At 41.5% G+C, this 21087-nt stretch carries 19 protein-coding genes and 1 pseudogene; 14 read left to right on the top strand and 6 right to left on the bottom strand.

Translation table 11 applies throughout. The features are described 5' to 3' along the window. Positions 1 to 18: 18 nt before the first annotated feature. Together AC0VZ9_RS13335 and AC0VZ9_RS13330 are read right to left on the bottom strand one after the other, a co-directional pair. Positions 19 to 1080 carry a hypothetical protein gene (locus AC0VZ9_RS13335; protein WP_475397479.1) on the bottom strand — a complete coding sequence of 354 codons (1062 nt, stop codon included), beginning with the start codon at positions 1078 to 1080 and terminating at the stop codon, positions 19 to 21. Positions 1081 to 1871: 791 nt separating this feature from the next. Then, a pseudogene (locus AC0VZ9_RS13330) lies at positions 1872 to 2113 on the bottom strand (pyruvate formate-lyase-activating protein); the annotation flags it as partial. 76 nt (positions 2114 to 2189) lie between these two features. Here AC0VZ9_RS13330 and safA point away from each other — a divergent pair. Next, positions 2190 to 2816 (top strand): SafA/ExsA family spore coat assembly protein, encoded by a 627-nt coding sequence (safA, locus tag AC0VZ9_RS13325; RefSeq protein ID WP_157380239.1) that lies wholly within the window; start codon positions 2190 to 2192, stop codon positions 2814 to 2816. 236 nt (positions 2817 to 3052) lie between these two features. Here safA and AC0VZ9_RS13320 read toward each other — a convergent pair whose 3' ends face one another. Then, a complete protein-coding gene (locus AC0VZ9_RS13320) occupies positions 3053 to 3505 on the bottom strand; it encodes a cupredoxin domain-containing protein (protein WP_019379850.1) in 453 nt (150 codons plus the stop codon). 148 nt (positions 3506 to 3653) lie between these two features. Here AC0VZ9_RS13320 and AC0VZ9_RS13315 point away from each other — a divergent pair, with 148 nt between their 5' ends. The 8 genes from AC0VZ9_RS13315 (at position 3654) to AC0VZ9_RS13280 (ending at position 14572) form a co-directional block, all read left to right on the top strand. Continuing rightward, on the top strand, positions 3654 to 5138 hold the full coding sequence (locus AC0VZ9_RS13315) for a helix-turn-helix domain-containing protein (RefSeq protein ID WP_475397478.1): 1485 nt from the start codon (positions 3654 to 3656) through the stop codon (positions 5136 to 5138). A gap of 172 nt (positions 5139 to 5310) precedes the next feature. Continuing rightward, positions 5311 to 6972 (top strand): urocanate hydratase, encoded by a 1662-nt coding sequence (gene hutU / locus AC0VZ9_RS13310; RefSeq protein ID WP_217024907.1) that lies wholly within the window; start codon positions 5311 to 5313, stop codon positions 6970 to 6972. Between the two features lie 221 nt (positions 6973 to 7193). Continuing rightward, positions 7194 to 8480, top strand: a complete 1287-nt coding sequence (hutI, locus tag AC0VZ9_RS13305) for an imidazolonepropionase (protein ID WP_475397477.1) — start codon at positions 7194 to 7196, stop codon at positions 8478 to 8480. Then, entirely contained in the window at positions 8465 to 9445 is a 981-nt protein-coding gene (locus AC0VZ9_RS13300; RefSeq protein WP_252246418.1) for an agmatinase family protein, read from the top strand. The genes hutI and AC0VZ9_RS13300 overlap by 16 nt, the downstream gene beginning before the upstream one ends. Before the next feature lie 46 nt (positions 9446 to 9491). Beyond that, on the top strand, positions 9492 to 10835 hold the full coding sequence (locus AC0VZ9_RS13295; RefSeq protein ID WP_217024913.1) for a YjiH family protein: 1344 nt from the start codon (positions 9492 to 9494) through the stop codon (positions 10833 to 10835). 102 nt (positions 10836 to 10937) lie between these two features. After that, positions 10938 to 12128: a DHH family phosphoesterase gene (locus tag AC0VZ9_RS13290; RefSeq protein ID WP_192908603.1), complete on the top strand. Its 1191-nt coding sequence runs from the start codon at positions 10938 to 10940 to the stop codon at positions 12126 to 12128. A 101-nt stretch (positions 12129 to 12229) separates the two neighbouring features. Next, complete coding sequence (locus tag AC0VZ9_RS13285) at positions 12230 to 13186, top strand: glycine-rich domain-containing protein (RefSeq protein WP_475397476.1); 957 nt, start codon at positions 12230 to 12232, stop codon at positions 13184 to 13186. A 216-nt stretch (positions 13187 to 13402) separates the two neighbouring features. Beyond that, positions 13403 to 14572, top strand: a complete 1170-nt coding sequence (locus AC0VZ9_RS13280; protein ID WP_019379857.1) for a D-alanyl-D-alanine carboxypeptidase family protein — start codon at positions 13403 to 13405, stop codon at positions 14570 to 14572. 60 nt (positions 14573 to 14632) lie between these two features. Here the strand turns inward: AC0VZ9_RS13280 and AC0VZ9_RS13275 are convergent, their stop codons facing one another. Continuing rightward, entirely contained in the window at positions 14633 to 14878 is a 246-nt protein-coding gene (locus AC0VZ9_RS13275; protein ID WP_009334572.1) for a YkuS family protein, read from the bottom strand. Positions 14879 to 14981: 103 nt separating this feature from the next. Between AC0VZ9_RS13275 and AC0VZ9_RS13270 the strand changes: the two genes are divergently transcribed. Next, positions 14982 to 15119, top strand: a complete 138-nt coding sequence (locus tag AC0VZ9_RS13270) for a YuzL family protein (protein WP_019379858.1) — start codon at positions 14982 to 14984, stop codon at positions 15117 to 15119. A 42-nt stretch (positions 15120 to 15161) separates the two neighbouring features. On the opposite strand, the gene AC0VZ9_RS13265 is transcribed toward AC0VZ9_RS13270, so the two are convergent. Continuing rightward, on the bottom strand, positions 15162 to 16781 hold the full coding sequence (locus tag AC0VZ9_RS13265) for an ABC-F family ATP-binding cassette domain-containing protein (RefSeq protein ID WP_009334573.1): 1620 nt from the start codon (positions 16779 to 16781) through the stop codon (positions 15162 to 15164). A gap of 180 nt (positions 16782 to 16961) precedes the next feature. Here AC0VZ9_RS13265 and AC0VZ9_RS13260 point away from each other — a divergent pair, with 180 nt between their 5' ends. The 4 genes from AC0VZ9_RS13260 (at position 16962) to AC0VZ9_RS13245 (ending at position 20418) form a co-directional block, all read left to right on the top strand. After that, positions 16962 to 17408, top strand: coding sequence for a MaoC family dehydratase N-terminal domain-containing protein (locus AC0VZ9_RS13260; protein ID WP_258753594.1), 447 nt, complete (start codon positions 16962 to 16964; stop codon positions 17406 to 17408). After that, positions 17408 to 17791: a MaoC/PaaZ C-terminal domain-containing protein gene (locus AC0VZ9_RS13255; RefSeq protein WP_251175641.1), complete on the top strand. Its 384-nt coding sequence runs from the start codon at positions 17408 to 17410 to the stop codon at positions 17789 to 17791. Before AC0VZ9_RS13260 ends, AC0VZ9_RS13255 begins: the two co-directional genes overlap by 1 nt. Positions 17792 to 17821: 30 nt before the next feature. Beyond that, entirely contained in the window at positions 17822 to 20179 is a 2358-nt protein-coding gene (locus AC0VZ9_RS13250; RefSeq protein ID WP_475397504.1) for a penicillin acylase family protein, read from the top strand. A 104-nt stretch (positions 20180 to 20283) separates the two neighbouring features. Further along, on the top strand, positions 20284 to 20418 hold the full coding sequence (locus AC0VZ9_RS13245) for a hypothetical protein (RefSeq protein WP_256816508.1): 135 nt from the start codon (positions 20284 to 20286) through the stop codon (positions 20416 to 20418). Between the two features lie 39 nt (positions 20419 to 20457). Here AC0VZ9_RS13245 and AC0VZ9_RS13240 read toward each other — a convergent pair whose 3' ends face one another. Beyond that, positions 20458 to 21057, bottom strand: coding sequence for an SCO family protein (locus tag AC0VZ9_RS13240; protein WP_009334577.1), 600 nt, complete (start codon positions 21055 to 21057; stop codon positions 20458 to 20460). Between the last annotated feature and the right edge of the window lie 30 nt (positions 21058 to 21087).

Below are 21087 nucleotides of genomic sequence, written 5' to 3'. Positions count from 1 at the left end.
CATTTAGGGATTTTCCTTTTATTTTTGGTTCAGCCTATTCAGCATTTCCCGATAAAACCGTTCTGGTTCATCCACATTCAGCACGATGCGGCTGGCCTTTCTTTTTAAGCCATACATTAATTCATAAACCTGGGGATCTTTCAGCAGAATTTCTAACATCGGCTTTTCTTGAATTAAATCAGGCACTCTGGCATCAAATAGATCATTCATTTCTTGTCTGCTGAACTTTTCAGGGCCATCATAGTACATGATTTCTTTAACATTTTCCAATGGAAGGTACATGCTTTTTGAGAATCCGGACTGCAGCAGCAAGTGAGAATCAGTAAGCACGAAAGGTGTTAAGCGAGTGGCGTTTATCTCGGCCAGAAAGTACAAAATACCATAAATATTTGCTATTAATACGATATATGCTGCAATAACATTCCATGAATGAAGCCAATAATGCAGTCCGATTGATTCAATGGCAATCGCATGGATCAGCATGATATAAACGGCATTCACACTTGTTTTTTGATGGTAGGTAAAAGAATCGCCATGCTTTATCGAAGTTTTCTTTTTCCATGAAAACAGGGCGTAATTTACCATGGCGAATTCAGTCACAAAAACAGATCCTATTTTATGGTTGGGTAAATGCTTTTCCGCAGATCTCTTGGCATTAAAGAGAAAAAGTGAATTGTTTCCACTCAGCCTGCGATATTCTCTTAAAAGTCCTGGCAGTTTAGTTAGAATCCTATAGGCAATAAACAGCTCCAACCCAATAAAAAGCATTTCGGAAAAAACAATTAAATAGGGCAAAAAGGGAAATTGCGGGAAATGCCTGGCAGGGATAATAAGATAAGCGGCAGCGTATCCTGCTAAAATGACTGCTCCTAAATACTTCAACGAATATCTCTTGCGCAGTACGAGGAAATACGCCAATAGCGGTACAACGACCAGAAAATCAAGCAGGGAGCCCAACGCCGCTACGTCTGGAACCGGATCAAAAAGGGTGGTTCTATATAGAGTATAGTTGGAAAGCAGAATCAAGCATGTAAGTACACCAAACCATAGCCATTTAGGCCTTTTCAAGGAAATTGTCATAATTATCCACCTCAATTAAATTATAGGTTAGAGAGAGGTGAAATGATACTGAAATCAAGCTAAATTCGGACTCAGCGTGTATCTGATTACGATTTTGTGTCCGAACACTAGTCAATTTCGGACTCAACGACCAGCCGTTTGCGGTTTTGTGTCCGAACACCAGTCAACTTCGGACACTACGACCATCCCTTCGCGATTTTGAGTCCGAACCCCAGTCAACTTCGGACTCAACGACCAGCCGTTCGCGGTTTTGTGTCCGAACCCCAGTCAACTTCGGACTCAGCGAGCATCCGTTCGCGATTTCGAGTCCGAACACCAGTCAACTTGGACTCAACGACCATCCGTTCGCGATTTTGAATCCGAACACCAGTCAACTTCGGACTCAACGACCATCCGTTCGCGGTTTTGAGTTCGAACCCCAGTCAACTTCGGACTCAACGACCATCCGTTCGCGGTTTTGTGTCCGAACCCCAGTCAACTTCGGACTCAACGACCATCCGTTCGCGGTTTTGAGTCCGAACACCAGTCAACTTCGGACTCAACGACCATCTGTTCGCGATTTTGTGTCCGAACACCAGTCAACTTCGGACTCAACGACCATCTGTTCGTGATTTTGAGTCCGAACACCAGTCAACTTCGGACTCAAAGACCATCCGTTCGCGATTTTGAGTCCGAACCCGACACCTATACTGCAAAAACCAACAAATACAAGATACAAACAAAGCCCCAACAGCAATTGGGGCAAACCACGTAAAACGCTGTATCTAAAATCATAAATCAAAACCAACTTTTTAAAACCCAGTCAAAAGCTGATATGCCCATTCTGCCATTTCCTCACTTGGCGGCTGAATCTCCTTCAGCGGATATTCCAATCCGAGTGCTTACCATTTGTATACACCAAGCTTGTGATAGGGAAGGACCTCAATTTTTTTTACATTCTTCAGCTTTTTAATGAACCCCCCCCAGCTGTTCCAGATCACTATGATCATCAGATATTGCAGGCACAAGAAACGTGCCGGATCCATACAGGCACCTAATGAAGAAATTCTTACAATCAGCGCCAACAATTACCTGTTTAATAGAATAAGAGATTTTGATTAAATATAAATATGAAAACATTATCAAAAATTTCATTCATTCTAATGTTGTCTGTCGCACTTGTCTTTGGATTCAATTTCGATGCAAAAGCATCAACAGTACATACCGTTCAGCCAGGGGATACAATGTGGAAGATCGCCCTGAAGTATCAGGTGGGAGTTCCTGAAATCATTAATGCCAATGGGCAGATTTCGAATCCGAACTTCATTTATCCTGGGCAAAAGGTGAATATCCCTGCATTATCAAAAGCTACCACAAGTGTGGAAGAGCAGGTAGTTCAGCTTGTAAACCAGGAAAGGGCAAAGTATGGATTAAAGCCCTTAAAATCAAATTGGGAGCTTGCGAGAGTGGCAAGATACAAATCTCAGGATATGATCAATAAGAAGTATTTCGATCACAACTCTCCTACATACGGAAGCCCGTTTGATATGATGAAGAGCTTTGGAATTACTTACAGAACCGCTGGAGAAAACATTGCTGCAGGTCAAAAAACACCTCAGGAAGTTGTAACAGCATGGATGAACAGCGAGGGCCACCGCAAGAACATCCTATCAGCCAATTTCACAGAAATCGGAGTGGGATATGCACAGGGCGGTTATTATGGACATTATTGGACACAGATGTTTATTGGGAGGTAAGAGAAGAAGAAAAGCGGAAGCGCCTTGCTCACGAAGGAACGCAGACTAAGAACGCCACGTCCTCCCAAAAGCTGCCGCTTTTGGTCGTGCGATGATTATGCTGACGAAGCCTTCCTTGTCCTGGGACCTCATCCCGAGGGGACAGGCTGCTTGCGCTAGAAAGCTTTCGAAGTAAAAAGTTTTCTTTTTATTTAGAAAAGCACCGGATTATCCGGTGCTTTCCCTTTTCCCATTAGTTAGTCTACTACAATATAAGCAATCATTGGTCCGCTATTATCCTTATCCGGATGAGTAAGACACACTAGACGGTAAACGCCCTCCTTATCAAATTGAAGTGGGACAACCGTTTCTTCTGCTTTTTTTACCACACCTTTAATATCAGTCCCTTCTATGATGTATGGATGTTCCATTCCATTAACTCCCCAAATCTTCAAATTTACCTTTTCATCTTTTTCCAGAAAAATAGTTCCCGGATCCCAGCGATAAGCTTCAAATTCTTTGCCATCAGGCAGCTTGGCTTTAAATTCTCCTGTAACCATATGAATTTCCCGGACTTTTTCGCCCTCCGTCTGGTTGAATACTGTCAAACTATCAGATTTTGAAAAAAACCATACTGATGCAGAAACGATGACTGAAAATATGATGACAAATGCAATGATGCTGCGTTTCTTTAATACAAGAAAAGGCATGCTCATACTCCTTCCTAATTGGTTGTCCATATATAGATATGCAGGAAGGGCATCATAACTTGTCTAATATTTCTGAGATTTTTACGATAATTTCTTTACAACTGTCAAAATATTATTTCATAATAGAATTAAAAAAGGATGTGGCAGCATGTACAAAGTACTTGTGGCCAATCGGGATGAGTACGATACGAAAGGCATAGAGTGGCTTCTTAAATCTTCTATGAACGCATGGCAGGTAGAGTCAGCACAAAATGAATCAGGGCTTATTAAGAAGCTTGAAACTTTTCAGCCAGACCTATTGATTTTTGAACTTGATCTGATAAATGAAGAAAGTTATGGTTCATTTTTAAAAACCACTCAGATCATAGGGCCGGATTTGATTGCCTTAACAATGGAAGCGACCTTTTCACAAGCAAAAAGAGCCATCGACATGGGTGTATCTGATTTAATACTTAAGCCGATTTCAGCAGATATTTTATTAAAATCAGCGCGAAAGATTCATAGGCGCAATCAGATGATTAGTCGGACTGCAGCACAAAAATCCAGTCAGAAAGCTGAAAAAGACTTCAATTACCAGGATTTATTTATAGAAGAATCTAATTCGGCTGAACCACTTGTATCTATCGGAATTAAGACCAAAAATCCTCTGGAGCTTCCAAAGCTGTTTAAATTTCTTGAAAGCTATACTTTCCAAAAAACAGTTCACTATTTTATTTTGAATGATATGATTTTGATTATTGCTGAGAAATCTGATGTGGCCTGGAAAGAGGAGAGCCTGAGATTTATGAGAGATTGGCAGGAAACGTCGGCAGAACAAATTGCGATCAGCATTTATACTGGTAAGGAGGGCAGCGGAACCGTCAGAAGCCACTATCTTGCGAACAGGAAGCTGATGGAGTTAACTTTTTACAGGGGATTTAATCAGGTAATTGAGGAGAGCTCATTGCCTAAATGGCTATCAATTGATCCATTCTTAACCCCCGAGGAACAGAGCAGGTGGATTGATTTCCTGAATCAGTCTGATTTAGAAGCACTGAAGTCATGGTTTTACGAGGAGTTTCTTATTTTGGCAGACCCTTATCCGGAACCAGGACTCATCAGAATTCGGCTGACCAGTATTCTTGCGCAAATTCGCAGGCATATGAAGACTTTCCGGCTGGCAGACGGGGATATGGAGAAAGAATATCTTCGTTTATTCCAGACTATCCTTTATTCCCCCTTGATCTACCAGGTCATTAACGAAATGATTAGCTTCATTTCCTTTGTTTTTGAAACCATACGCTCTGATAAAAAGCTGAAGCTGGAACTTACTGACAGAGTCCTATTCTTTATTGAGACGAATTACTGGGACCCTAAGGTTACTCTTGAAAGGGCAGCTGAATATGCAGATCGAAACCCGAATTATATCAGCTCCATGCTCGCAAAAAAATGCGGCAAGTCGTTCCGGGAGCTGCTTAATGAAACCCGGATTAGGCAATCTGCGAAGCTTTTGATGGAATCAGAAATAAGCATTAAGGAAATCGCATCTGTCTGCGGTTTTCGCAATCAGCAATATTTCAATAAAGTTTTCAGTAAGATTAAAGGAATGCCGCCAAATCAATTTAGAAAGAGCATGCATAAAACCTCCGTGTAACCGGAGGTTTATTTTTTGGTTCTAATTATAAAAATACTAATATTTATATAAAATTCATAAAAATACACTATAAAAATATAACAAAATTATAAAAAATCAAATTTAATTATTATACTTTTCAGATAGTTCTCATTATAAAATCTAAATATGAGATAACATTGGAGGGATAACAATGAAAGCGGAAACAAAAAGAGAAATAAAAAACTATCAAGGCAGTGAGCTTCATGCTAAGGGCTGGATTCAGGAAGCAGCACTCCGCATGCTTATGAATAACTTAGACAAAGAAGTTGCAGAGATTCCTGAAGAGCTGGTTGTTTACGGTGGGATTGGGAAGGCAGCACGAAATTGGGACTGCTATAACGCGATTGTCAAAACATTGCATGAATTAGAAGACGATGAAACACTTCTTGTCCAATCCGGCAAGCCGGTTGCGGTCTTTAAATCACATAAAGATGCACCGAAGGTATTGATCGCCAATTCGAATCTTGTGCCTGCCTGGGCGAATTGGGATACCTTCCATGAGCTTGATAAGAAAGGCTTGATGATGTACGGCCAAATGACAGCTGGAAGTTGGATTTATATCGGAAGTCAGGGAATCGTGCAAGGAACCTATGAAACCTTTGCTGAGCTTGGCAGACAGCACTTCTCCGGTTCACTGAAACAGACCATTACTTTAACAGCAGGACTTGGAGGAATGGGGGGCGCTCAGCCGCTTGCAGTAACAATGAATGATGGTGTCTGCATTGCTATTGATGTAGATGAACACCGCATTGACCGCAGACTTGAAACCAAATATCTGGATACAAAAGTTTATTCAATTGAAGAGGCTATTAAATTAGCAACAGAGGCAAAACACGAGGGCCGCCCGCTTTCTATCGGCCTCTTAGGCAATGCAGCTGAAATTCTGCCAAAAATGCTGGAAATGAACTTCATCCCGGATGTCCTGACTGACCAGACTTCTGCACATGATCCTTTAAATGGCTATGTTCCAATCGGCTATTCTTTAGAAAATGCAGCTGTTCTGCGAAAGGAAAATGCTGCTGAATATGTTCAGAAGTCAAAGGCCAGCATGGCTGTCCATGTTCAGGCTATGCTGGACATGCAAAAGAAAGGTGCAGTCACATTTGATTACGGAAACAATATCCGTCAGGTGGCAAAAGATGAAGGTGTTGAGAAAGCATTTGATTTCCCTGGATTCGTGCCTGCCTATATCCGGCCGCTATTCTGTGAAGGAAAGGGACCTTTCCGCTGGGTAGCACTATCGGGAGATCCTGAAGATATCTATAAAACCGATGAAGTGATCCTGCGCGAATTTGCTGATAACGAACACCTTTGCAAATGGATCAGGATGGCACAGGAGAAAATCCAATTCCAGGGCCTGCCTTCAAGAATTTGCTGGCTTGGATATGGGGAGCGCGCCCGATTTGGAAAAATAATTAATGATATGGTGGCAAAAGGTGAATTGAAAGCACCTATCGTTATTGGCCGCGACCACCTCGATTCTGGTTCCGTTGCATCACCGAACCGTGAGACAGAGAGCATGAAGGACGGCAGTGATGCAGTGGCAGACTGGCCGATCCTGAATGCACTGATCAATGCGGTCGGCGGTGCAAGCTGGGTATCCGTCCACCATGGAGGCGGTGTAGGAATGGGCTACTCACTTCATGCTGGAATGGTCATCGTGGCAGACGGCACAAAGGAAGCAGAACAGCGCCTTGAACGGGTGCTTACATCTGATCCGGGCATGGGAATTGTGCGCCATGTTGATGCAGGCTATGACCTTGCTATCAAAACAGCAAAAGAAAAAGGCGTAAACATTCCGATGATGAAATAAAGATTTTTTAATGTATTTTATAAACTTTGCAAATGATGGCGGAAAACAAGCAAAGAAAACACCAAATCAGCAAATAAGCCATGCAATTTGCAAATAAGCCAGTCAATTCAGCAAAGAAAACTCTTAAACTGGCAAATAGCCTTTTATATTTTCTAATAGGAAGCACTCCAATCCGTTATTATTTCGGATTGGAACTTCCATTTTTTAAGGAGGAGCACATTATGCACTCAAAACCTATTTTTATCAAACATGCAAATCAAATGATTACATTAAAGGGCAGCTCCGCACAGCCCTTGACGAAAGAAAAAATGAGTGAACTTCACATCATAGAAGACGGGGCGGTATGGATCGAAGAAGACATTATCAAATCAGCAGGTACAACAGCGGAACTGGAAGCTGACTATCAAAGCCGGCTTCATGATGCTGAAATCATTGATGCCTATGGGAAAATTCTTCTCCCAGGACTTGTTGATCCGCATACACATCTAGTTTATGCAGGCAGCAGGGAAGAGGAGTTCAATATGCGCCTGAACGGGGCGACGTATATGGAAATTATGAACAATGGCGGCGGAATTCACGCCACCACTTCAATGACCAGAAAAGCATCTGAAGAGGAATTGGTAGAAGCGAGTCTTGTCCGTCTGGATCGCTTTCTTAAACACGGAGTAACAACAATAGAGGCAAAAAGCGGATATGGCCTGGATTGGGAAACGGAGCGCAAGCAGCTGACTGCAGCCCAGAAAGCGGATGAACTGCATCCGGTGGATATTGTCCGCACCTTTATGGGTGCACATGCGGTTCCTGCAGAATACAAAGAGAATCCAGACGCTTTTGTTGATTTGGTCATTGAAGAAATGCTTCCGAAAGTAGCGGAAGAAAAGCTTGCCGAATTCAACGATATTTTCTGTGAAAGGGGCGTATTCACTCCAGAACAGTCCAGAAAGCTGCTTGAAGCAGGGAAGAAGCTTGGCCTGATTCCAAAAATCCATGCTGATGAAATCGAACCATATGAGGGAGCGGAACTTGCCGCGGAAGTCGGTGCCATTTCTGCAGATCATTTGCTTAGAGCATCTGATAAAGGCATGGAAATGATGGCTGAAAAGAGAGTAATCGGTGTGCTTCTTCCAGGCACAGCTTTCTTCTTGATGGCCGAAGCCGCCAGAGGACGCCGGATGATCGATAAAGGTGTGCCGGTTGCTTTATCAACGGATTGCAACCCCGGCTCTTCTCCAACCTGCTCCATGCCTTTTATGATGAATCTTGCTTGTATGCACATGGGTTTAACGCCGGCAGAAGCCATTACTGCCGCTACAATTAATGCAGCACATGCCATCAATCGGGCAAAAGAAGTGGGAAGCATTGAAGCGGGGAAAAAGGCTGATCTGCTGCTGCTCAATGTACCAAACTACATGCAAATGCAATACCACTACGGAATGAACCATACAGACACCGTGATTAAAAATGGGAAAGTGGTCGTTAAAGGAGGAAGCTTATGCTGCCAACAATAAATTCTCCCGGGTTCTTTTGGCCGCAAGCCGAATTAGGAACTGACGTTAAGGTTAATGAATGGATACGCCAAATCCAGAGGGAAGAGGAGTTGAAAAAAGAAAAATGGGATGTCGTGCTATTTGGTGTCCCTCTTTCCCGCTCATCCATAAGCCCATCAGGAGCATCTGAATTCCCTGAATCATTCAGGAGATCCTGGAAAGGCTTTTCCACATACAATCTGGATTTTGAAAGTGATCTTCAAAAGATGAAGGTTGCAGATCTTGGCGATGTAAAAATGCATTTCACGGATATTCCGCAATGCCATTCCAATATCAAACAGACAATGAAAGATATAAGAAAACAGTTTCCTGATTCATTTCCAATTGCGATTGGAGGAGACCACTCCATTACAGCCATGCTTGTCAGCGGTCTGAAAGAACTGGAGCCAGAAAAAGAAATCGGCATACTTCAGCTCGATACTCACCTTGATCTCAGAAGCCTTGAAGACCATGGGCCGACTAATGGGACACCAATCCGCAACCTGATTCAGAACAGCATGATTAAAGGGGAAAATGTCTATAATATTGGCCTTCATGGCTTTTTTAACAGCCAGTCACTTATCAGTTATGCAAAAGAGCACAAACTCAATTATATTACGCTGAAAGAAGCCAGAAGACGGGGAATTGAAGAAACGGTTAAAGAAGCACTTTTACAGCTGGAGTCAAAAGTGGATAAAATTTACGTCACGATTGACATGGACGTGCTTGATATCGGCTTTGCTCCTGGGGTTCCTGCATCCACACCAGGCGGCATGAGCACCGAAGAATTATTCAGTGCGGTATATGCTGCAGGACTTTCTTCCAAAACTGCAGCCATGGATATAGTTTGCCTCGATCCAACAAGAGATCACCAGGCACAGCCAACGGTGAAAGCAGGCACTTACACTTTTCTGACCTTTTTGACAGCATTAATGAACAGGAGGTAAGGGGCTGATTTTGCTCCTTACCGCTAAATTACTAGGGGGAATGAGAATGGAAAAAGAAACTGCAGTGAATCAATCTCACCAGCCTGAGCTCAAGAATCCAAATGCAGCTTTGAAAAATAAGGTTAAATTTTTTCTTTTCAGCGCAATTGGCCTATTTATGTTTTTTGTTCCCGTCACCGTTAATGAGAAATCCTCCATCATGCTTGACCATATTGTCACAGCCATTCAGACTTCCATACCTGCAGCTGTCCCTTATTATGCCTTACTCGTCATCCTGCTTGGCGCCATTTATCCTTTCTATACAAAATCCTGGAACAAGAACAAGGTAAATATTGTATTTTCCATTTTTAAAGTGAGTGGGTTATTTGTCGCCATAATGATCGTCTCCGGCTATGGCCCTGACTGGCTATATGACCCGAGTATGGGGCCGTTTTTGTTTGACAAACTCGTCGTGCCTGTCGGGCTGCTCGTTCCAATCGGCTCCGTTTTTCTTGCACTGCTGGTTGGATATGGTCTCCTTGAATTTTTCGGTGTCATAATGCAGCCGATTATGAAGCCGATCTGGAAAACACCCGGGAAATCTGCAATCGATGCAGTGGCTTCTTTTGTAGGAAGCTATTCAATCGGGCTGCTCATTACAAACAGGGTATTCAAAGAAGGAAAATACAGTATTAAGGAAGCTGCCATTATAGCTACCGGATTCTCAACGGTCTCCGCAACGTTCATGATTGTTGTTGCCAAAACACTTGGATTGATGGAAATCTGGAACACATATTTTTGGACGACCTTTGCTGTAACCTTCATCGTAACGGCTATTACGGTAAGAATCTGGCCTCTTAGATCAATGAGCGAAGAATATTACAATGGACAGCTGCCTCCAAAGGAAACCTTTTCAGGGAGCCGTCTGCAGGCAGCCTGGAAAGAAGCGATGGATACAGCCGCTCAGTCCCCGGGATTATGGAAAAACATCAGAGATAATTTAAAAGATGGGTTTGTCATGACGATGTCCATTTTGCCATCCATTATGTCAGTAGGTTTATTAGGCTTGGTTCTTGCAGAATTCACTCCTGTTTTCGACTGGCTTGGATATATCTTTTATCCTTTTACGGCTCTAGTGCAGCTGCCTGAGCCATTATTAGCAGCAAAAGCAAGTGCAGTGGGGATTGCTGAAATGTTTTTGCCGGCATTGCTTGCAGCAGAGGCAGCACTGGCCACTAAATTTGTTATCGGAGTCGTTTCAGTATCAGCTATCATTTTCTTTTCTGCACTTGTCCCGTGTATTCTATCAACAGAGATCCCGATCACCATTCCTCAGCTGCTTGTCATCTGGGCAGAAAGAACAATTCTAACGATACTGATTGCTGCGCCTCTGGCCTATATATTGCTTTAACTGGAAAATCCCCGATTAATGCAGCGGGGATTTTCCGCATAGAATTTTCCTGCACAACCAAACTAGTAGAGGAATGAGTCTAAGAATAGCAGGTGATTGATATTGTACAGGCTGTATACACATAATGACCTTGATGGCGTCGGATGCGGCATCGTTGCAAAGATTGCTTTTGGAAAAGATGTCGAGGTACGCTATAACTCTGTAATGGGACTTGATCATCAGATTGAAAAATTGTTTGAAAATGAAAAGAAATTGAAGGATGACTTTTTAATTATCACGGATTTATCTGTTAATGATGAAAACTTGATAAGGCTTGATGATCTGGAAAAAGGCGGCGGCAAAGTCAGATTAATTGACCATCACAAAACAGCCCTGCACTTTAATGATTACAACTGGGGCAGAGTGAAGGTTCAATATGATGATGGCAGGCTCACAGCTGCAACCTCTTTGCTGTATGAATATCTCTTGGAACATGAACTGATTAAATCATCCCAGGCCCTGGACGAATTCGTTGAACTTGTCCGCCAGTATGATACTTGGGAATGGGACCAAAATGATAATATTAAAGCAAAGAATCTGAACGATCTATTCTTTATGGTTTCCATTGAAGAATTCGAAGAAAAAATGACGGAAAGAATCATAAACTCAGATCATTTCGAATTTGATGATTTTGAACAAAAATTACTGGAAATGGAAGAGGAAAAGATTGAGCGTTATGTTAGACGGAAGAAGCGGGAAATTGTCCAAACGTTCATTGGTGAATATTGTGCTGGCATCGTCCATGCTGAATCCTATCATTCTGAATTAGGAAACGAACTTGGCAAAGATTTTCCCCATTTGGATTATATCGCTATCTTAAACCTTGGGGGCAAAAAAATCAGTTTCAGGACAATTCATGACCACGTTGATGTATCTGCCGTCGCCGGAAAGTTTGGAGGAGGAGGACATGCAAAAGCGTCAGGCTGTTCGATGGGAAAAGATGCTTATAAACTATTCGTTCAGGATATTTTCCCTCTGGATCCCATGAGGCAGGATGCATTCAGGAACAAATACAATAATAAAAGTTCTATGCAGGGATCACTATACGAAAATAAGAAAGGAGACAAATTTTTTATTTTTGCTGCAGGCGAGGACAATTGGATTCTGGAAATGAACGGAAAGCCCGTCCGCGAACCCTATCAGAACTTTCAGCAGGCAGAAAATTATATTAAAAGAAAAGACCAGGCATGGCTTGTTCATGATGATATTTATGTAGAATTTTTAAAGCGTTATTATATAAAGACAAAAAATTAGCTATCCCGCCTTATTGGGCGGTTTTTTTTGAAAACTACCCCTGCTAAATATTGTAAATTTCATATATAATTGAAACATATATATAGATTGGGGGAGGTTCTATGGAAATATTTTTGTTTATTTTTGGTGTGATTTTTGCTGCCATTTTCATTAAAGTTATAGTTACTGGTTCGAAAAGAGATCCATTTATTAAAGATGAGCCATTTCCTGAACATTTGGGAATTCAGTCCGACGACTATCTTCCAATGATTCGAAATTTAGAAAAATCATTACCTGAAGGGTACAGGGAGAATATAAAAAATCGTGTACTGAGGGAGCACCCCAAATGGAAAGACTACGCATATGATTGGACATTTTTTGAACTAAAAAGATATTTTGTGATGAATGCCATACTGAAAACAGTGCCTATGTTCAGCAGTAAAGCGGATGATATTTGGCATGAAATGCTCATGTTCACCCGTGATTATGAGCATTTTTCAAAAAACTTCTTTGGTGAATACCTGCACCATTCCCCAAATATGGACAGCACCCCTATACCAGGTGAAAGGGCTTTTTTTGACTGGGTGTATTTAAGTCTTTTTGAAGCAGGCCATAATAGCAGAAGAATTTGGGGAAGCTTTATGCAAAATCCGATTAAAAAGGAAATACTTGATGATTTTAGAAGCATGAATGAGACTGAACTGTTAAATAAGTATTTCAGGGCAGGAAATGATTGGCTTGAACTGAAAAAGAAAATGATAGAAAAACTGAAGCATGAAATTTCTGAATCAGAATCAATGAAGCTTGGGAAGAAGGCGCTGGAATTTACGAAGCCCGCATCTGTCAGCCAATATTCCTATCTGTTGTTTCCAGCCGTGTATTTTTCGGTTTATGAACCAGATGGGTTCGAGGACAATATGAACGAACTTCTTCCCCCCGAACTCGCAAAAGACAGTGCTTCCGGAATGGTTTACTGCTCCGGCTTCTCTTGCAGCAGCCATAGTGATCATGATTCAGGAGGAGGACATGATTCAGGCGGCTCCAGCTGTTCGAGCTGCGGAGGCGGATGCTCTAGCTAAAAAGCAGTCCAATTGGATTGCTTTTTTGTTTTTCAAAATTTTAAGTTCTTGTTGTTTTGGAAAAGATAAAAGCAGGTCATTTCCTTTCATTATCAATCTTCTCAAATTACGGCATTAAATTTTCAATTATGTAACAATTGATAAACACCATATAAGTATGCATGAATTGTCTGGTACAATCAGTAATGATTATCGGTTTGAATTGGATGTGTATTCATGAAGAAATTGCTTGTATTCATCCTGCTTTTATTCAGTTTTCCAACTGCATATGCAGCAGCAGAGGAACCAAAAGACCCTGCAATTATCAGTGAAGCCGCAATTGTAACAGATTCTGAATCAGGTGCAGTTCTGTATGCAAAAAATGCGGATAAAAAGATGTACCCGGCCAGTTTGACGAAAATAGCAACTGCCATATATGCCATTGAAAATGGAGACTTAAAGGACATAGCAACTATAAGCAAAAAAGCAGCAGAGGTTGAAGGAACACGAGTTTATTTGGAGGAAGGAGAAAAAGTGCCTTTAATAAAACTCGTTCAGGGAATGCTGATTAATTCAGGAAATGATGCTGCCTGGAGCATTGCTGAGCATCTGGACGGCAATATGAAAGCATTCTCAGAGAACCTTAATCACTATCTTGAAGAGAGTGCAGGCTTAAAAAATACTCACTTTGTTAATCCTCACGGTTTGTTTGATGAAAACCACTATACAACGGCAGGGGACCTTGCAAAATTAACTAATTACGCCCTGAAAAATGAGACCTTCCGAGAAATCTACGGAACAAAGGAAATGAAGTGGGCAGGAAAGTCATGGGACACCACCATCTTTACTCATCACAGGATGCTTAAAGGTGAGGTTCCATTCGAAGGTGTGACAGGGGGAAAAACCGGTTTCGTAGATGAAGCTAAGCAGACCCTCGCCACTTCTGCCGAAAACGATTCAATAAAGTTAACGGCCATTGTATTAAAAGCTGAATTCAAGCGGGATATTTATAATGATACAAAAAACCTTTTGAACTATGGGTTCAGCAACTTTGAAACCTCGACACTGAGCAGCACTGACGTTTTTCCTTCTGATGGAAAAACCTATACAACTGGCGGTGAAAATGTAGCCATAACATTGCCAAAAGGAATCTACGAAGAAGACATTACATCAAAAGGAAAGCTGCAGATTAAGAATGAAAACGGAAGGATCATTCAATCTGTAAAGCTTCTGGAAGACAAACAGGATGAAGTGGTTTCCAGCCAGCTGAAAACAGAAAAGGAGACTGGGAAAGAGACAACTGGATACTATGGCAGAGCAGGCTTAATAATATTTTTATTTGTAATCTTTATACTAATATTAAGGAAAAATCTAAAAGCAAAAGCCAGAAGAAGAAGACGGGTTTAATGCACGTCTTTTTTTATGAAAAAAGACTAAAGAAATTCTCTTTAGTCTTTGGACAATCTTTTATTGCATTCTTTGCTCCACCTGACGGCATACCTCATCAGCCGATAGGCCGCTAGCTTCAATGACAGAAGCTTTTGTAGAAACATCCTGCATACCCATCACATTTGAATCAACACCGCTCACTACACAGCAGGAGCAGTTCTCAGCATCATGCGCCGTCTTCATATCAACCACTTCATAACCTTTTTCGCGAAGCGCTTCCGAAACATTTGTTAAGGATTGTTCAACCGCTACTCTTTTCGTCAATGTTAACACCTCCTCCGTTTGTTAGATTGGCTTTTGGACTCCATTTTTATTCCATGGATAAAATTAGCCATAACACGAAACAGTAAGAAAGGAGGTGTTTAACATGAGCAAACGCAAAAAAGACCCTTCAAAGGCTGGACTAAGTTCCCCAAACATCGAAGGTCAAGGTACAACCAATATGGAAACGGGCAGCAGAACAGCTTCTTCTGCACGCCATAAAAAGAAAAAACAAGACTTTTAACAAAAATTAAAAGCAGGAGGTTATTCCTCCTGCTTTTACTGTCTACTGATACATATCAGCAACTTGTTTTTGAATGGATGAATCTTCTAAATACTCATCATAAGTCATTTGCTTATCGACGATGCCAGCCGGTGTAATTTCAATAATGCGGTTGGCAATGGTTTGAATGAACTGATGGTCATGTGATGCAAAAATCATAGACCCTTTGAAGTTAATTAGCCCATTGTTCAATGCTGTAATGGATTCCAAATCAAGGTGGTTGGTTGGCTCATCCAGCATAAGTACATTTGCACCGCTAAGCATCATTTTGGAAAGCATGCAGCGGACTTTTTCTCCACCTGAGAGAACGCTTGCTTTCTTTAGAACTTCCTCACCAGAGAATAGCATTCTTCCAAGGAAACCTCTCAGGAAGCTTTCACTATCATCAGCAGGTGAGAATTGGCGCAGCCAGTCTACAAGATTCAAATCAGAGTTTTCGAAGAACTCCGAGTTATCTTTCGGGAAATAGGATTGAGATGTTGTAACACCCCACTTATACGTTCCTTCATCCGGCTCCATTTCACCAGTCAATATTTTAAATAATGTAGTCTTCGCCAATTCGTTTGTGCCAACTAACGCAATTTTATCATCTTTGTTCATGATAAAGCTGACATTATTCAGAACCTTTACGCCATCAATTGTTTTGCTGATGCCGTCTACTCTTAGCAAATCATTCCCGATTTCACGGTCAGGCGAAAATCCGACATACGGATATTTTCTGGAAGACGGTTTGATGTCGTCCAAAGAAATCTTATCAAGAAGCTTTTTACGTGAAGTTGCCTGCTTGGATTTTGATGCGTTCGCACTAAAGCGGGCAATAAAGCTTTGAAGTTCCTTGATTTTTTCTTCCTTTTTCTTATTGGCATCCTGAGCCATCCTTTGTGCAAGCTGGCTCGACTCATACCAGAAGTCATAGTTCCCGACGTAAATCTGAATTTTCCCAAAGTCAAGGTCGGCAATATGAGTACATACTTTGTTTAAGAAGTGACGGTCATGGGATACAACAATAACAGTATTTTCAAAGTTGATCAGAAATTCCTCAAGCCATTGAATTGCTTTGATATCCAAGTGGTTTGTCGGCTCATCCAGCAAAAGAACATCCGGCTTGCCGAAAAGGGCTTGCGCAAGAAGTACTTTCACTTTTTCAGAACCGGAAAGGTCAGCCATTTTTTTGTCATGAAGTTCTTCTTCGATGCCCAGCCCTTTCAGCAAAATAGCTGCTTCAGATTCCGCTTCCCATCCGTTCAGTTCTGCAAACTCACCTTCAAGTTCAGCAGCCTTCATTCCATCTTCATCAGTGAAATCGGCTTTCATATAAATCGCATCTTTTTCCTGCATTACTTCATACAGGCGGGCATGTCCCATGATGACTACTTTTAATGCTTCAAACTCTTCGTATTCAAAATGATTCTGTTTCAGGACAGCAAGGCGCTCGCCGGGACCTAAATGAACACTTCCCGATTGTGCCTCGATTTCACCGGATAAAATCTTTAGAAAAGTTGATTTACCGGCACCATTTGCTCCAATCAAACCATAGCAATTGCCAGGTGTGAATTTAATATTAACATCTTCGAATAGTTTGCGGTCGCCGTATCGAAGACCTACATTACTGACAGTTATCATATTATTTTTATTCCTCCAAATACATAATCCTTAAAAGTATACCACTTTTAGCGCGTAATCGCGAATTCTTCATAATGCAATTTGCCGTCATCTTAAAAGTTCAGAAAATTAAAAGGAAGCAGAAGGTAAAAGTCGAATACATAAAGATTATAAACATGATGAGAGGAAGTGCTTTTTGTAATGGAATCTCTTTTAAAAGAAGATGTAAAACTAAAACCTTTCCGCTTCACAATTGAGAGGGGGAAAATCAAGGAATTTGCTATGGCAATTGGAGACAGAAATCCTATTTATTATGATGCGGACATCGCGAGAAAAGAGGGATACCGTGACATCCCCATTCCGCCTACATTTCCGACGGCCATAGAGATGTGGGGAGGATTGGATTTCGAAACCCTAATCAGCCTATTCGGCCTTGACCCGCTTAAGGTTCTTCACGGAGGACAGGAATATCGCTATATGGGGGAAATATGCGCCGGCGATACAATAACTGCCGCTCCTCAGTTAATCTCAGCATTTGAAAAGAGGAATCTGCGTTTTATCACTATAGGAATTCATTATAAAAACAGTGAAGGAATCAAGGTTCTATATTCGGAATCTACCATTATCGAAAGAAGGGGAACAGAATAATGAGCGAATTAACAGTGATTCATAAACCCGAGATCACACATACACAGCTGGTCAAGTATGCAGGCGCATCCGGGGATTTTAATCCAATTCATACAGTAGTACCGATTGGGGAAAAAGCGGGATTGGACGGTGTGATTGCCCATGGGATGCTCATTATGGGAATGGCAGGCGAAGCACTGGCTGATTGGTTTCCGAGAAAAAACCTGAAAAAGTTCAAAGTGCGCTTCAGCAAAATGACGCGTCCTGGCGAGAAACTGACAATAGAAGGAAAAGTGACAGGGGAGAGAATGGAAAAAGATGAGAAGAGACTGACAGGAGAAGTTTCAGTTAAAAATGAAGCTGGTGAAGTGAAGCTTTCCGGACAGTTCGAAGTAAAAATATAATATAAAGGAAGGATTTCTATGGGAGGTCATATTGGGGTCCAGCTCAAGCCAAAATCAAAGTGGAAGAAATATTCACTATGGACCTTTGCAATCATATTAGTGTTATTGGCTGCGGCATTTTTCGTTATGTTTGGTTATTTATCGCGCTCAATCCCTAAAACTGAAGGAGAGATCAAAATTGGATCCATCTCTGCTGATGTCAGGGTGAATCGCGACGGCAATGGCGTTCCCCACATACTTGCGGATAATGAACGAGACCTTTTTATTGCACAGGGATATGTGCAGGCTCAGGATCGCCTATTTCAAATGGATTTAAGCAGGCGGCAGGCATCTGGCAGATTAAGTGAAGTGATCGGGGAAGGGGCGGTTGAAAATGATAAATACTTTAGGACACTTGGACTGAGAAGGGCCGCAGAAGCATCCTATGAAGCATATTCCCCGGAAGCAAAAAAGATTTTAGGCTGGTTTGCGGAAGGAGTAAATCTTTATATTAAAGAGGTGAAAGATTCCGGAAAATGGCCGCCTGAATTTTCCATACTTGGCTATAAGCCTGAAGAATGGACTCCCGTGGATTCACTTACTATCGGCAAATATATGGCATATGATCTTGGAGGACACTGGGAAAGCCAGGCATTCCGATATTATCTCCTTCAGCATTTTCCGGAAGATAAAGCGTATGAATTATTCCCCTCATATCCGGAAGAAGCCCCTTACATAATAGGAAAACACAACTTAAATATTGAAGAAAGCTTTGCAAATGCAATCACTCCACCGGAATTCAACGGAAGCAATAACTGGGCTGCAGCAGGCAGCAAAACGGCATCCGGGAAGCCAATTCTTGCGGATGATCCGCATTTATCACTCAGCACACCTTCCATCTGGTATCAGATGCATTTGCAATCCCCGGAGATGAACGTCAGCGGAGTCATTTTTGCCGGTATTCCGGGCATTATTCTCGGTCACAATGAGAACATTGCATGGGGAGTAACCAATACAGGACCAGATGTCCAGGATTTGTATATTGAAAAAAGGAATCCTGCCAATAAAAATGAGTTTCTATTCAATGGAAAATGGGAAAAGGCAGAAATAATTGAAGAACCAATTAAGGTAAAAGACAAGGAGACAATTAGCTATCAAGTAACGATTACACGCCACGGACCTGTAATTTCGGAATTTGCTGCAGACAGCGGCAAAGATACAGTTCTTTCTTTGCAATGGACTGCCCTTGAACCTTCAAAAGAACTGGAAGCCATTCTAAAAATGAATAAATCATCGGACTGGCATCAATTTGAAGAAGCATTGGAGTTATTTCATACACCCGCACAGAACTTTGTATTTGCCTCGCCAGATGGAACAATAGCTTATAAAGCAAACGGTAAAATCCCCATCAGAAAGAAAGGAGACGGGCTACTGCCAGTACCTGGCTGGTCGGATGAATACGGCTGGGAAAGCTATATACCTTATGATCAACTGCCAAAAGCGATTAATCCAAGAGAAGGATACATCTCAACTGCAAACAATAAGGTTATGGATGACAGCTACCCTTACCATATAAGTCATGATTGGGCACAGCCGTATAGGCAAATGCGCATCCAGGAATTCCTGAAAAGCAAGGATGAACTTACAGCAGAAGACATGATGTCTCTGCAGATGGATCAGAAAAACCTGCAGGCCGAGGAATTTATACCCATTTTCCTGTCTGAAATTAGAGAACCATCTTCCAATCTTGAAAAGGAAGCTTTATCCGCCCTGAGTAAATGGGATTATAACGACAGCAAAGATGGAGCAGCCCCTCTCATTTTCAATCTTTGGATGAAAAGCATATCCGATGTTCTTTTTGAAGATGAGATAACACCAGAAATGAGGAAGCTCTTTAAAGGACAAAAGCAGGCAGTGGATGAATTATTGAGAAATGCAGCAAAAGGCAGGGTAAGCCGCTGGATAGAAGAAAAGGGAGGACTGGAGGAAGTCCTTTCACGATCATTGAGTTCAGCCGTAAAGAAAGCTGCAGATCTTCAAGGAAACAACCTGTCTGAGTGGAAATGGGGAGACTATCACCAATTAGCCTTTTCCCATCCGCTTTCAAGTGTAAAACCTTTAAACTTCTTGTTTAATAGAGAAGGGCGGATTCCTGTTGGAGGAAGCTCAGTCACTGTCCAGGCAGCAGCTAATAAAGAAGATGGCACAGTAAATCATGGGGGCTCGTGGAGATTTGTAATGGATACGCAAAACATGAATACTGCCTATCACCTTGTGGGACCAGGACAATCAGGACATCCTCTAAGCCAGTGGTATCATGACCAGTTGAACGGCTGGGCAGAAGGGAACTATCATAAGACAGCTCTCAATGAAGAGAGGACCAAGCATACACTTTTATTAAAACCTTGAAAAAGCTTCCCAAAAATCATAAAATGTTTCTTTTTGTTCATAGTTTTTTCATATTTTTCATGTACAATATTAATCATACAGGCAGGGAAAAAGGAGTTTTTCAAATGGCTAAAAAGCAGCTGGTTGATTTGGTAAACAGATTAAAGAAATCCGGTATTAAAGTAAGCTTTTCAAAGCCAAGATCAAAAACTTTAATACTCATTAACCAAAACAAAAATTTATCTTCTTCTGCGAATTAGGTTAAAAAAGTGGCGGATCCAGAGTCCGCCACTTTTTTATTATATTTGCTTCATAATCTTATTGAAAACATCATTCTTATCAAAATCTTCTCCCATTGGGAACTTCTTAATAAACTTATTATTTTCGTCAAGCAAATAGACAAAGGTGCTATGAACGTAGAAACCATCACCGGGATCACGGTATTGAAATTGAAACGTGTTAGCGAGCTCCTGAATTTCAGACTGATCTTTTTTCAGTTTATCAGGCTCTGCAGTAAGAAAGACCCAATCCCCATCATTTTCGATTTCAAAGGTATTTCTATATTTTCGAAGGACCTCTGCGGTGTCTCTATAGGGGTCGATCGTTACAGTAATGAATTGAACCTTCTCCCCAAAAACACCCTCTTTGCTAAGATCACCTTTCAGCAGATTCATCCTTTGTGTAGTAGTCGGACAGATATCCGGACAGTGCGTATAAATAAATTCAACAAGCTTCAGCTTTTTATCCGATTCCGCAAAGTCATATAACTTCTCATCATCGGTTAAAAGTGTAATATGATCAGGAATCTTGGCTGTCATATCACGAATAATAAAAAAAGAAATTCCGGCTGCTATGCCTAATATTACAATAATCGCGGATATAATATAAACTTTTTTCATTATTTCCCCTCCCAATATAAGGATAAATAA

It is taken from the genome of Cytobacillus sp. QJM3NY_8, assembly GCF_056173585.1.
Note: the sequence above shows the minus strand (reverse complement) of the source record. Positions and strands in the feature narration are given on the sequence as shown.

Excerpts from the sequence above, each read along its gene's own strand:
- AC0VZ9_RS13335 (WP_475397479.1), bottom strand. The coding sequence starts at position 1,080 with ATGACAATTTCCTTGAAAAGGCCTAAATGGCTATGGTTTGGTGTACTT.
- safA (WP_157380239.1), top strand. The coding sequence starts at position 2,190 with ATGAAAACATTATCAAAAATTTCATTCATTCTAATGTTGTCTGTCGCA.
- AC0VZ9_RS13320 (WP_019379850.1), bottom strand. The coding sequence starts at position 3,505 with ATGCCTTTTCTTGTATTAAAGAAACGCAGCATCATTGCATTTGTCATC.
- AC0VZ9_RS13315 (WP_475397478.1), top strand. The coding sequence starts at position 3,654 with ATGTACAAAGTACTTGTGGCCAATCGGGATGAGTACGATACGAAAGGC.
- hutU (WP_217024907.1), top strand. The coding sequence starts at position 5,311 with ATGAAAGCGGAAACAAAAAGAGAAATAAAAAACTATCAAGGCAGTGAG.
- hutI (WP_475397477.1), top strand. The coding sequence starts at position 7,194 with ATGCACTCAAAACCTATTTTTATCAAACATGCAAATCAAATGATTACA.
- AC0VZ9_RS13300 (WP_252246418.1), top strand. The coding sequence starts at position 8,465 with ATGCTGCCAACAATAAATTCTCCCGGGTTCTTTTGGCCGCAAGCCGAA.
- AC0VZ9_RS13295 (WP_217024913.1), top strand. The coding sequence starts at position 9,492 with ATGGAAAAAGAAACTGCAGTGAATCAATCTCACCAGCCTGAGCTCAAG.
- AC0VZ9_RS13285 (WP_475397476.1), top strand. The coding sequence starts at position 12,230 with ATGGAAATATTTTTGTTTATTTTTGGTGTGATTTTTGCTGCCATTTTC.
- AC0VZ9_RS13280 (WP_019379857.1), top strand. The coding sequence starts at position 13,403 with ATGAAGAAATTGCTTGTATTCATCCTGCTTTTATTCAGTTTTCCAACT.
- AC0VZ9_RS13270 (WP_019379858.1), top strand. The coding sequence starts at position 14,982 with ATGAGCAAACGCAAAAAAGACCCTTCAAAGGCTGGACTAAGTTCCCCA.
- AC0VZ9_RS13265 (WP_009334573.1), bottom strand. The coding sequence starts at position 16,781 with ATGATAACTGTCAGTAATGTAGGTCTTCGATACGGCGACCGCAAACTA.
- AC0VZ9_RS13260 (WP_258753594.1), top strand. The coding sequence starts at position 16,962 with ATGGAATCTCTTTTAAAAGAAGATGTAAAACTAAAACCTTTCCGCTTC.
- AC0VZ9_RS13255 (WP_251175641.1), top strand. The coding sequence starts at position 17,408 with ATGAGCGAATTAACAGTGATTCATAAACCCGAGATCACACATACACAG.
- AC0VZ9_RS13245 (WP_256816508.1), top strand. The coding sequence starts at position 20,284 with ATGGCTAAAAAGCAGCTGGTTGATTTGGTAAACAGATTAAAGAAATCC.
- AC0VZ9_RS13240 (WP_009334577.1), bottom strand. The coding sequence starts at position 21,057 with ATGAAAAAAGTTTATATTATATCCGCGATTATTGTAATATTAGGCATA.